Source organism: Luteitalea sp. (assembly GCA_009377605.1).
Taxonomy (GTDB): Bacteria; Acidobacteriota; Vicinamibacteria; order Vicinamibacterales; family Vicinamibacteraceae; genus WHTT01.
Window position 1 is genome coordinate 1 of sequence record WHTT01000023.1, and the last position, 12,368, is coordinate 12,368.

Sequence of the window (12,368 nt, forward strand, 5' to 3'; positions counted from 1 at the left end):
GCTTCCAGCCGGTGGGTTCCGCCGAGCGGGAATGCACGGAATACCGAGAGATCCAGGTTCCAGCCGCCACGACCGCGGAATTGGTTCAGGAGTGTGTTCCCGAAGCGGACACCCTCGGGCTGCGTCCAAGCGCTGGGATCGAAGTAGTAGCCCGCCGCACCGATCTCGCCAATTTCGTTCACCTCGCCGACGAGATCCGCCGTTTGCGTGTTGCCGGGTGTATTCAACACGGTGTCGTCTGCCGTGACCGTGAACGGCGAGCCACTGAACGCCGCAAAGATCCCGTTGATCTGCCAGTCGTTGATCAGGGCCTTCGCGAGACCGCCGTGGCCTCCGTCGCTGTGCCACGGAAGCTGATAGACAAACGCCATCTGGAGGACGTGGGGCCGGTCGGTGTCCGCGCGCGCCCAGTTGCGCGCTTGTGCCTCCGGCGTTGGAAGCTCGTACTGGCGCTCGGGATGAGGTCTGAGCGCCATCGACCGGCTATAGGTGTAGTGTCCCTTGAGGAGCAGCCCGTCGGTCAGTGGCCTGGTCACACCAATCTGTAACGCGTGGTACGTCGTCTTCCGATACGGCGCATAAGTGGTGATGTCGAGCTGTCGTCCGTGCGACTGGAAGTAGGGTCGATCCGTCTCCCCGCCGCCGAGCTGCTGCACGTTGTTGATGTTGATCGTCGTGCCTTCTGAAGGCGGGAGACCATCGACCAGCCTGTTGCCGACATAAGCGACGTCGATTGAGAGGTCGAACGGCAGCCGCCGCTCCAGCGCCACGTTCCATGAGTGCGTCCGTCCCCGATGCGTGGACCCTGGCACCGCCGTCTGCATGCCGACGGTGTTCGGCAGCGGCACGCGGCCGCTGCTCAAGTCCGGGCCTTCCAGCAGCGGTATACCCTGATCGAGGGTTCCGTACCAGCCGAACTGGGACATCTCCGCAGGCGTCTCGAAGCTCCCGTTGAGGACGAGCGGATAGCTGAAGTCTCCGCGGAATGCCTCTTGCGCAGCCATCCCTCGAGCGTCGAGCGTGCTACCGTAACCGCTCCGAATCACCGTGTCGTCGTCCAGGCGGTAAACCGCGCCGACGCGCGGCGCAAACGCGTCCTTCGGCGCCTCCAGACCCATGTTCTCTGGATTGCCGCCAACGCCGCCAATCAGGACATCAAGCGTCTCCAAGTCGAGCATCTCGATCTGCCGGTCCGCGCGCTTCATGATCGGGTAGTACTCCCAACGCATGCCCAGATCCAGCGTGAGATTCTGATTCACCGTCCAGCGATCGCGGAAGAAGAGCGCATGCTGCCACTCGCGTCCGGTGAACAGCTCGTATTGGTAGCTCTTGCCTGCGGTGCCCACGAGGCCGAGCAGAAACGCTGCGTACTCGTTGTAGAAGTTCGCTGTCTGCGATCCTGCCCCGAAGGTCCTGGTCGCGTTCTCGGCAAAAACGAAGCTCCCGCGCGGGTTGGCCCGCTCGGGCTGCCAGTTGTCCAGGGTGAGGTGGTTCAGGAAGTATCCGCCCTTCAGCTCGTGCCTGCCGGCAAGCTTCGTGATGTTGGTGCTGAACGATTGCGTCTTCTCGTCGCGATAGGTCGGGGTCCACGACGGTGTGTCACCGAGCGCGCTGAACCCCGTCGAGAATTGCGGCATGCCGGCGTAGCGCGGATCCCCACGCCCCTGGTCGTTCGTGCCAGGAATGCCCAGGTCCAGGCCCAGCATGCCCAAGCCGAAGTCAGGTGAGCTGACGAACTGATCGAAGACCGACGCACCGAACGAGCTGTCCAACAGCAGCGTTGGGGTGAGAGACCAGGTCTGCCCCGCGGTGACCAGATACACCTTCGTGTCGCCGCCATCGCCATCATTGCTGCCAATCGGGAACGTGAGCAGGTCGTCGACCAGCGCATTCATGTGGCTGAACTTGCCCCAGATCTGGTGCGCCGCCGTTCGGTTCCAGTTGATCTTCAGGTCGTAGTGGTGGCGATCGGTCGTATTGCGGCGCGTCGTCCGATAGTTGTCAGTGAGACCGCCCGCGCCCGTGCCTTCGACGTTGGGCAGGGGATACATCGCGAGCAGCTCCTTCGAGATCGGGTGAATCCGATCGGGCGCGATGACACTGCCGGGAAACGGCGTGCGGCCCGTGCCAGTAGTAGGATCGCCGCTCATGGGATCATAGATGCGCTGCCGCGTGCCGTCCGCATTCAGCGCGTTGCTGAAGTCGCCGTTGCGTAGCGCCGGATCCGGCACGTCGTAGAACTCGAACTCCTCGAGCCGGCTGATGTAGCCCTCGTACGATCCGAAGAAGAACAGCCGGTCGCGGCGGATCGGACCGCCGAGGGTCCCACCGAACGTCTGGCGCTCGATCGGAAGCTTTTCAGGCGCTTCACCGCGGCCGAAGTAATACGGGGTCGCGTTCAGCGACTCGTTGTTGAAGAACTCGAACGCCGAGCCCTTGAAGTTGTTCGTGCCCGACTTGGTCGTCACGGTAATCGCCACCCCGGCGGTCATCCCTTCTTCAGCGTCCATGCTGCTCGTCGTGACGTTGACCGTGTCGAATCGTCTCGGCGGGTGGGACGTAAACGTTGTGGTGCGGCAGCCCGACGTTCACGTTCCTGGCGCCGTCGATCAGCGTGGTGTTGGCGGCGCCACCTTGCCCGTTGACGTTCATGTTCAGTGTACGTTGCGGCGTGTCGGTCTCGGCGTTCTGGAAGGCCGGCGGCAACGAGCCAGGCACGAGCACCACCAGCGATTGATAGTTTCGGAACTGATTGAGCGGGAGGTTCGTGATTTCCGTGGAGTTCACCTCCGTGCGAACATCTGCCTTGTCCGTCTGCAGGAGCTCGGCGGCCGACGTGACGGTGACGCCTTCACTCAACGCACCGACTTCCAGTTTCAGGTTCACGCGGCTGATTTGACCGACCGTGACGGGCACGTCGGATCGAGTCGCTTCACGAAACCCCTCGAGGGCGACCTTGACGTCATACGGCCCAGCCAGGACGTTCACGAAGTTGTAGGCGCCCCCGGCGTCGGTGGTTGTCTCGCGCGTGAGGTTGGTTGCCTTGTTGACGATCGTCACGGTCGCGCCAGGGATCACCGCCCCTTGCGCATCGACGACGACGCCGAGGATGCTGCCGTACAGGAGCTGCGCCGACACGCGCTCTGCCGCAAGAAGGAAAACGGACAGCCCAATGACGACCAGACAGAAACGCGACCGGAACGGACCCGAGTGATCCCTCACAGCTCACCTCCTCACCTGAGACGTCCGGATTGTAGCAAGAACGGATCCGCTCTATCCCCTACATGAGTGGGGGGTAGCTGGCTGAGCAAACAACGGGGTACGCGCAGTTCCGGGCGGCTACCCAACCGTTGGCGCTGAGGGACATCTATGTCGGAGGCCGCGTTTGGTCCCGCATTACTGCGGAGATGTCGCTCGACGTGGCGGCGCCGGCATAGCGTCGTCCCTCGAGCGTGCGGGTGGCTCTGCCGTCACCGCAGCAGACGGTGTGACCGCCCCGGGATCTGCGGTCTTGGTTTTGGAGGAGATGTGGAGCTTCTCCCGACGGCCGCCTTTGTGAAGGGCGCCCCGGCGGCGGCCGTGCCGCCGGATCGGGACCGTGACCTTGACGCAGGTCCCGGTGCCAGGGGAGGAGGCCACCTCGAGCTCACCATCGAGCGCCCGGGCGCGCCGCTCCATGCTCGTCAGGCCGTTGCCTTCACATGCCTCCTGCTCGAGACAAAACCCCTTGCCATCGTCCCGAATCGCTAACGCAACGCTCCCCGCGTGGATGCGAAGGTCGATCTCGGCCGTTGTGCAGGCTGCATGGCGGATGACGTTGTTGACCGCTTCCTTGAAGATCAGGAACAGCTCGCGGCGGACGTCGGTGCTGAGCGGGAGGTCCTCGTCCGACGCCGGGGCGACGAAGCGCAGCGCAATCTCGCGCGCCGTGAACACGTCGCTGGCGAAGCGCCGCATGCGCAGCACGAGATCGTGGAGTCGGTCCTTGGTGGGATCGATCGCCCATACGATGTCACTCATCGCGTCGACCGATTCTTGAGAGATGTTGGCGATGGACGATAGCCGCTCGGCAACCTCGGGGGACTTCTGCGCCACCTGCTGCGACGTGACACCGCTCAAGAGCGCGACCTTGGAGAGGTTCGAGCCAATATCGTCGTGCAGATCCGTCGCGATGCGCACGCGGACGCGTTCGAGCTCGACTAGCCGCGACACGCGATAGCGGTGAACGACCACAGCCAGCGCAGCGATGGCCAGCGCACCCAGCACGAGGAACCACCAGCGGAGCCAGATGGGCGGGAGGATACGGAAGGTCACCGACGCCGGCCGCGCGCTTACGACGCCGTCTGCCGTGACCGCGCGGGTGAGAAATCGATAGCTTCCAGGCGCGAGCCGTGCGTACCGCACGCTTCGCCGGTCTGTCGGCGGGCTCCACTCTTCGTCGGCGCCTTCGAGCTTGTACTGGTAGCGAACCTGACCGCCCGTCCGGAAGCTCGATCCCACGACGTCAATCTGCAATGGCCCCGCGCCTGGGATCACCCCGAGCACGACGGCGGCCTCGCCAAGTACGCTCAGCGGTACGGCGCGATCATCGACAAGGGTGCGATCGATAGCGACCGCTGGTGCCCTCGTGGGCGGGTCGGGCGTGGGAACGTAGCGCGTCAAGCCGCTCGACGCGCTGCCGAACCACAATGCGCCGCGTCGATCGCGAAACGCGTTCGCAACTTCGTCGGAAGCCAAGCCATCTGACTCGGTGTATCGCCTGATGTGACCAGTGGTTGGATTCAGGCGGTTCACGCCCTGCGCGGTGGCGAAGTAGATGCGCCCAAAGGTATCTTCAGTGACATCGTACACTTGATTCGTGGTGAGTCCCTGCGCAGTCGTGTATCGCGTGCCTCGGAGCGGCACCCCATCAGGCCGATCAATTCGAAGAACGCCACCGATATTGCCCGCCACCCACAGTCGACCCGAGCGGTCGACATAAAGCGACGTGTATCCCGCAGGAATGCCATGACGCTGACCAAACACTGTGAAGCGGCCGTTGCGGTATCGGACCAAGCCGCCGGCGCGCAACCCGACCCAGAGCGTTCCCGAATGGTCCTCGGCAAAGTTCATTGGGGTGTCAAACGCTGGTAACCCATCGGCATCTGAGTAGATCACCAGGCGGTCAGTCGTGCGTTCCCATCGAGCCAGGACCCGATGGCCGACCTGGAAAGGGCTAATCCAGATGTCGCCCCTGGCATCCTCGTACAGCTGCGTGACGTCGTCGTTGGGCAGCCCGTCCCGAGTGTCGTAACTTCGCAGCGGGCGCGTCTGAGGCAGATCTGCTAGCCGAGCACTGGCTGGGAAGCGATGCAACCCATGGCTGGTGGCCACCCACCACTGACCGGTGCGATCCTCCAGAATGTCGCGCTGTTCCCACGACTGTCGCCCGGTCACGACGAACCGATCGCCGTCAAGGCAACCCAGGAACGCGCCTAGCGCGCGCGCGCACAGCCGGCCGTCACGAGTCTCGAAGAGCGGACCTCGCAGGCCACTAGCACCTTGCGGCTCGGTGAAGGGTTGAAAGCCGTTTCGTGCGAATCGCATGGCGCCATTGGCCAACGTCCCAGCCCATATATGACCGTCGTCATCTTGGATCACCCCTGCCACGTCGCTCCAACTCAAGAGAAACGGGATCTCGTGCGACCGGAAAGTCCGGCCATCGAACTCGACGAGCCGGTTGAAGCCCGATATCCACACGTGGCCATCACGGGCGAGCGCCAATGCGAACACCGCTGTCGGAATGTGATGAACCCCGCCGCTCCACGTCTGCGCCTCCCCGGGCCTCGTTGGAAGCACGATGGCACCGTCCTTCGCAGATCGATCCCCCACCCGAAGTGTGACAAGGTCGTTCTTGACGTTGAGTGATGCGGCCGGCTCCGGCATGATTACACTCAGGCCGTGGTCGTGTCCGATCCAAAGCCGACCCGCCGCGTCCCGCGTCAACGCCCATACATGACCGATGTCCGCTGGCCAGCGATAGCGCACGAGGTCGCCATCCGGCAGTCGTCGCGTAAGCCCAGCGCCACTTCCAATCCACAGACTTCCTTCCCGATCCTCAACCAAGGCGAACACACGTATCGACCAGTCTCGTGGCCGCTCGACGAGTGACACGCGAGTAGGTCGCAATGGCTCCCGCAAGTCATTCAGCACGAAGAGTCCGCCGTCGGTCCCCACCCACACTTGGCCCTGTCGATCCTCGAGGAGTACGTTCACGCGGTTGCTCTGCGCCTGCTCGCTGACGGGATGGGCGCGGAATCGCCAGGCATGCGTGCCTGAGGGCGGAGCGGAGCGTTGACGCGATCTCGCCGCGTCCGGCCGCGACGAAACGTCGAACGTGATGACGCCGACACCGTTGCTTGCGATGAGATATCGCCCGTCACGTGTAATAAGCAGGTCGTTGACGACGGAGAACGGGAGTCCCTGGTCAGGGCCGTACGTTGTGAATCGGCTACCGTCGAAACGACTCACACCGTTGGCAGTGCAAAACCAAAGAAAGCCTTTCGGGTCACGGACGATGCGGAGAACCCGGTTGGATGCCACACCCTGTGCGCGGGAGAACGTGCGCATCGGTAGGCCTTCAGCCGTGCTGCCAGTGGGCAGGAGCAGCAGGACGAGGAGTGAGCAGGCGAACGGCACCCAAAGCAGACCGAGGCCGTAGCTGCGCCGTAGCGCCGGGAGATGGCGTGCGGACAGGACCATGGTTGCACCCTTTAGTATGAGAACGCCCGGGCTCACCGATCCGAACAGGCGTAAGCTCAGAAATTGCGAAAGCTCAGCCGATAACTGCTTTGTGTTCTGATGTAAAGCAGAGCTGCTCGTCTATAGCAGAGATACAGTGCGTCCGCACCAAGATACATATCCTGCTGGCGGGCGGGTGGCTGGGTGGGCAGAACCGTGCTTCCGCGGCGGCGCTGCGCTGTCGCAAAGACCAGCCGCAGCACCGCGAAGGGTCCACAGTATGACGTTTCGAGGGTACCGTACGTTCTGCAGTGCCGTCCGTTCTCTACCTTTCGATGCCGTTCCGGGTGAGCGCCGTGCGCATCTCGGCATCGGTCTTCAGCTCGTTCTTCACCGAAAACGCGCTCGAGGAGCTTGCCAGCGATTGCGCCAACATGCGGTCCACGTCACTCTGCACGACCCCCGTCAGCGTTACCTGCCCGCGGCTCACGACGATGTGAATCGGCGGGTTGGGCTGCGTGGCGTACTGCCAAAACGACGGGTTGCCGTAGATGGCGCGCGCGATGCGGAAGCGCAGGTCGTCGTCGAACTGCGAGACCGGCAGCACGGTGATCTCGTTGCGCACGCTGCGAACGCCGTCAACCTTCGCGACAAGCCGCTCGATGTCCTTGACCTTGTACGGCATGGTAACGCTGCCGCTGAGCGTGACGACGCCATCGTCAACGGCCGCGCGGATATCGTCGAATACCGTGAAGTAGACGTAGTTGTTGGCTACCGCCGCCGCATCCCGAAAGATGCGCGCATCAGTGCGTGCGTCGGCGTACAGGGGAACCGCACCAAGAAGGATGCCCATCAGGCCTACAGATATGAAGTATCGAACAAACCGTCTTGCCATGATTGTTAGCGCTGTCGGTCGCGGGCCTCGTCCAGCGCCCTCCAACATCCCTGGAATATCAAAGGTCGTGCCAACGAGACAGGCGTCAGGCGTCAGGGATCAGGGATCAGCAGGCGTCAGGGGGGCAGGAAACAGGCATCAGTAGGGGCAGATCAGGGGACACTGGGAGGCGTGACGCCTGATGCCTGCTGGCCCCTGACCCTGACGCCTATCTCAATGGGTGAGGCGTTCGAGCAGAATTAGCGTTCCAAGTCCGGCGCCAATCAAGATGACCTGGGCGACAGGATGCACTGCCACGTGTCCGCGGTGGAGGCTCGGGATGAGGTCGGCCATGGCCACGTAGAGGAAGCTCCCGGCCGAAAAGGAAAGCACGTACGGGAGGACGGTCGGGATCGGTCCGAGCGCGAAGTACACGCTCAACGCTCCGAGCATTCCCGTCGCACCAGAAGCGAGGTTCAGGGTGAACGCGCGCCGCTTCGAGAAGCCAGCCCCGAGCAGAATCGCGAGGTCGCCCAGCTCCTGCGGGAGCTCGTGGGCGGCAGCGGCAATGGCGGTCGTGACCCCCAGGGCGGGTGAGGTGAGAACGGCGGCGCTGATGATCGCCCCGTCGACGAACGTGTGAAAGGCGTCGCCCACGATGACCAAGGATGCGGCACTGGAATGGTTGGACGTGTGGGCCGGTTCGTGAGAATGCCGCCAGAGCAGCAGTTTCTCGAGGATGAAGAACGTGAGAATGCCGGCAACGAGCGAGCCGAACACCTCGGTGGGGGGGAGCACTTCGAGCGCTTCAGGAACCAGTCCCAGTAGCGCCAGGCCAAGCAGCGTTCCAACAGCGTAGCTAACCAACCACGAGACGAGGCGATCGCGAACGCGACCGTCGAACAGAAACAGGATCGAAGCGACCAGCGCACCTGCGAGACTACCAAGGGCGCTGAGAAGCAGCGCAAAGACGAGTAAGGGCACGCGGGGATATTAGCAGGCGTCAGGGGTCACGATGCAGCAAGATAGCCTCGCCTGGCCCGCACGGTGTGGCCACGCTTGTCGACCTCGACCCGAATCGTGTGCCACTTACCATCCTTCTCGCTTCGCGGCGGCGCGTATGCAAGCAAGTACTGCCGGCTCAACTCGTCGGCGATGCTCGCCACTGCCGGATCGATGTCATCGAACTCCGAGACGATTTCCGTGCGTCCGCCCGTCTGGTCGGCGAACTCGCGCAGCGCGCGCACGTTCAGGCCGTAGTCGCCTCGCATAACCCGTCCCCGCGGCATGGTGGGCGGCCGTCTCGTTGGCGGCCACTGCGGCCTGCCGCCCGGCACTGGAAAGGGTCGACCGATCGGCGGGAACTGTTGACCGCCGCCACCGCCACCCATCAACGTGAAGCTCGAACCGCCGTTGCCCTCGATGCCAATCGCATAAACGAGCACCTCACTTTGCTGGATGAGCGTCTTGAGGTCGCCGACGCTGGTGTGGCTGGTCGTGTCGTTTCCGTCGGAGAGGACCACGACTGCCTTCTTGCGATTCCGGCCGCTCTGCGCTTTCTCGACTGCATCGCTGACTCCATCGTAGAGCGCCGTTCCGCCCTGCGGCCGAAGCTGGCGTAGCGCCTCACGCAATGACGCGCGATCTCGCGACCAGTCGTGCAGCTCCTCCACCTGATCTCCGAATATCGAGATGAAGACCTCGTCATCCGGACCGAGGCGCTCGAGAAAGCGTGCCAGCGCCCGTCGCGCGGCGACAATCTTCTCTCCCGCCATGCTGTTGCTCGTATCGACCACGAGCCCCAGGCTCACCGGAACACGCTCGGCGGAGAAATGCGTGATGGTCTGGGCTTCGTCGTCCTCGAAGACAGTGAAGTCTTCCTTGCGTAGGCCAGAGACGAACCGGCCGTCGCCGTCCGTCACGGTGGCGGTGACGTTGATCAGCTCGACGCCGCTGCGGAACCGAAAACGCTCATCCGGCTCTTGCTGTGCGGCCACCGTCCCAGACGAGACCGGCCCGGCAAGCACGGCGAGGACGGCCACTGACCTAAAGGTCCGGCGTGTCATGGCGCTCCTCCTGCGCGGCGAAGATCGACATGCGGCGCCGCGCTGCCGTTATTCTGCCGGAAGCTCACACGCAAGCGGCTCGCCCCGGCAGGCAGTGATGCGCGCACCGTGAAAGGCGCCTCGGTGCCAGGTGCGAGCGATGACAGTTGGTCCGGCGCGCCCGTGTGCCGCAGCGGCCGGCCCTGTGTATCGAAGAAGAATACAACCGCAGTAATCCCACGGCGCACATCCGCATCCGCAGGATTGCGCACGACACCGCTCACGACGACGGTGTCACGCTCCTGCTCGTGCTCGAGCGAGAGCAGCTCCAGCGGCGCAGAGGCCGCAGCGGTTGCGGCTGGCTGGCGGGCTCCTGATGACGACGATAACGCCGAAACCGCGACGAGACCACCGCCGAGCAGCACCGCAACCCCGACCACGAGCGCCCACAGCGGGACGGGCCGCGCCGCGCCAGGCGCAGTCTGCTGAGCGAAGAGAGTGGACACCAGCACTTTTTCGTCGTGCACGAATGTCTCTGGGTCGTCAGTGGGCGAGATCGGGCTGGATGCTCCAGCGGTCTCTGCTGGCACGGGAGGCGCGGCGTGCGGCTCGCGGCCAGGTTCGCGCGTCGAGCCATCCGCGTGACCCGGCGAGACAGCTTCCGAGGAGCCATGCGATGGCAGGGCCCCGATCTCCGCCATCAACACAGCCACGCGGGCGTCGGAGCGCCGCTGTGCCTCCTGTGTGACGCGCCACGCGAGCACCGCCGCGGCAACCGCCGCCGCGAGTGAGAGGAGGGTGATGAGCAGCATCGTGTTGATCCGAGCGCTATCTCAGGTTGAAGTCCACAGCCACTTCGACCAGGACATCCACCGGGACGTCCCTCAGTGTTGCCGGCCTGAACCGCCATTGCTTGACGGCTCGCATAGCTTGGTCGTCGAGGCCAAAGCCCAGCCCGCGCAGCATGCGAACGTCCCCCACGGTCCCGTCGCGTTGGACGACGACTTCGAGGAGGACCTCGCCAATGATGTTCCGGCGCCGGGCCTCCTCGGTGTAGTCCGGCTTGACCTCGCGCACGATGACGGGCGGCTCTACACCGCTGCCCGGTCTGTACGGTCCCCCTCCGGTGCCGCCGCCGAAGCCCTCCCCGGCACCCGAGCCTTCGCCGTCGCCGCGGCCGACGCCCGCACCATCACCTGCGCCTTTGTCTTGACCGGCGCCCTGGCTTTCTTCCTCGGCCTGCCGCGGCTCGAGCACGCCGGTCTGCTCCTCGGTTTCGGCGGGCACGGCAACGATTGGTGCGCGCAGCGGCTCGAGGTGCATGGGCGGCGGGGGCTCCGGCTCTGGGGGCGGCTCCACCGGAGGTGGGGGCTCCGGCTCGGGCACTGGGCTGCTCAACAGGCTCGTGCCCTTTCGCTTCGCGCGCGGCACCGGCTTCGGCTCCTGCTGGCCGCCGCCACCTCCGCCGCCACCTGGGCCCGGCAACGACAGGTATACGAGCCGCGCCGGTTCCTGCTGCAGGTGGCCCACGTCGGTCGTTTCTTCGCCGCCAACGCCCGGTATCGCCAGCAGAATCAGAAGCAGAGCGACGAGCCCATGAACGGCCGAAGACACCGCCACCGCGCCTGGCGCTCGCCGCATCGGGAGGCGTGTCGCGAAGAGCGCCACCGCCCTGGAAACAAAGGCGGATCCTGCATGCGGTGGCGAGATCGGCTCGCCAGCCTTCAGAGCACGGCCGACCCGAACCGCCCCGGCGTGCGCGATGAATTCGCCGGCGACCGTCGCAATACGTCCTTCGTCCAGGAGCGCGCGCACCCGTGCCACCGGTGTGCCCGCGGCTCGCGCCAGCTCATGCGGCGTGTAGACGTCAGGGCTCTCTGGCGCTGCCTCTCGTGTGAGCGCCGAACGGATGTGGGAGACCGTCGCCACGTGCTATTACCATGGGCAAAAAGCTTGCCTGGCGCCAAGGGGCAAAGGACACAGGGGCGACAGGCCAGGGACGGGGGCCAGGGACGGGGGTCAGGCCGCCGCGTCACCCACCGACGACAAGAACGGGCGACGAGTTGGCCCCCAAGGGTGACAGTCTGAACCTCCTACCCTCGTCCCTTCAAAGCTTCGACAAAGACCCAGCCATCACGTTCGGCGAGAATGCGCGCGGCGGGGAAGGCGCCACCCAGCGCCTGGCGCAGCTGTTCACCGCGACCCACCGGCGTGGGCGGCTTGCCCATGAGGCGCCGGCGTGCGCAACCGGCGAGCGCGACTACCCGGCCGCCGGGCCGAAGCACGCGGCGCACCTCGCTGTAGTCGAGCGGCGGCAACGATGCACTGGCGTCGACAATCGCGACGTCGAAGGCGTCAGCGTCGAACGGAAACCCAGCCTGGAGGTCTTCCGTGGTCACCTCCACGAGCACACCTCGTTGTTCAGCCGCCTGCCGGACACGGGCCGCGGCAGCTTCGTCTGCAACGAGTGAGCGTGCGCTGCCGCTCAACCCGGTTCGTGTCGCGAGGAGCGCGAGCAGCCCCATATCGGCACCGCCTATGTAGAGCAGCCGATCGCCGATCCGCACGCTGCTCATCGAGACAGGGAGGTCGTATTGACCGCTGTTCCCACTCAACCAACGGAAGACCGGACTGTCGCGAAAGACTCGCCCCCACATCCTTGACCCCTTGACCCCTTGATCCCTTGACCCCTTGACCCCTTGACCCCTTGACCCCTTGATCCCTTTGAT

At 64.7% G+C, this 12,368-nt stretch carries 9 protein-coding genes; all 9 read right to left on the bottom strand.

All coding sequences use genetic code 11. The features are described from left to right. A partial coding sequence (locus GEV06_09795) for a hypothetical protein (protein MPZ18190.1) occupies positions 1 to 2,510 on the bottom strand: 2,510 nt, incomplete at its 3' end. Further along, the gene (locus GEV06_09800) at positions 2,500 to 3,222 is read right to left on the bottom strand and encodes a hypothetical protein (GenBank protein MPZ18191.1); all 723 of its coding nucleotides are present in this window, start codon (positions 3,220 to 3,222) and stop codon (positions 2,500 to 2,502) included. The genes GEV06_09795 and GEV06_09800, both read right to left, overlap by 11 nt. Positions 3,223 to 3,396: 174 nt before the next feature. Further along, on the bottom strand, positions 3,397 to 6,741 hold the full coding sequence (locus GEV06_09805; GenBank protein ID MPZ18192.1) for a hypothetical protein: 3,345 nt from the start codon (positions 6,739 to 6,741) through the stop codon (positions 3,397 to 3,399). A 304-nt stretch (positions 6,742 to 7,045) separates the two neighbouring features. Next, a complete protein-coding gene (locus GEV06_09810) occupies positions 7,046 to 7,663 on the bottom strand; it encodes a BON domain-containing protein (GenBank protein MPZ18193.1) in 618 nt (205 codons plus the stop codon). A gap of 165 nt (positions 7,664 to 7,828) precedes the next feature. Further along, a complete protein-coding gene (locus GEV06_09815; GenBank protein ID MPZ18194.1) occupies positions 7,829 to 8,578 on the bottom strand; it encodes a ZIP family metal transporter in 750 nt (249 codons plus the stop codon). Positions 8,579 to 8,604: 26 nt separating this feature from the next. Further along, positions 8,605 to 9,660 (bottom strand): VWA domain-containing protein, encoded by a 1,056-nt coding sequence (locus GEV06_09820; protein ID MPZ18195.1) that lies wholly within the window; start codon positions 9,658 to 9,660, stop codon positions 8,605 to 8,607. Continuing rightward, positions 9,657 to 10,451 (bottom strand): hypothetical protein, encoded by a 795-nt coding sequence (locus GEV06_09825; GenBank protein ID MPZ18196.1) that lies wholly within the window; start codon positions 10,449 to 10,451, stop codon positions 9,657 to 9,659. The genes GEV06_09820 and GEV06_09825 overlap by 4 nt, the downstream gene beginning before the upstream one ends. 16 nt (positions 10,452 to 10,467) lie before the next feature. Then, positions 10,468 to 11,568, bottom strand: coding sequence for a TonB family protein (locus tag GEV06_09830; protein ID MPZ18197.1), 1,101 nt, complete (start codon positions 11,566 to 11,568; stop codon positions 10,468 to 10,470). 164 nt (positions 11,569 to 11,732) lie between these two features. Then, positions 11,733 to 12,215 (bottom strand): hypothetical protein, encoded by a 483-nt coding sequence (locus GEV06_09835; GenBank protein MPZ18198.1) that lies wholly within the window; start codon positions 12,213 to 12,215, stop codon positions 11,733 to 11,735. Between the last annotated feature and the right edge of the window lie 153 nt (positions 12,216 to 12,368).

What these genes read in the sequence shown, in the direction of transcription:
- GEV06_09805 (MPZ18192.1), bottom strand. Translation starts at nt 6,741, where the DNA reads ATGGTCCTGTCCGCACGCCATCTCCCGGCGCTACGGCGCAGCTACGGC.
- GEV06_09810 (MPZ18193.1), bottom strand. Translation starts at nt 7,663, where the DNA reads ATGTTGGAGGGCGCTGGACGAGGCCCGCGACCGACAGCGCTAACAATC.
- GEV06_09820 (MPZ18195.1), bottom strand. Translation starts at nt 9,660, where the DNA reads ATGACACGCCGGACCTTTAGGTCAGTGGCCGTCCTCGCCGTGCTTGCC.
- GEV06_09825 (MPZ18196.1), bottom strand. Translation starts at nt 10,451, where the DNA reads ATGCTGCTCATCACCCTCCTCTCACTCGCGGCGGCGGTTGCCGCGGCG.
- GEV06_09835 (MPZ18198.1), bottom strand. Translation starts at nt 12,215, where the DNA reads ATGAGCAGCGTGCGGATCGGCGATCGGCTGCTCTACATAGGCGGTGCC.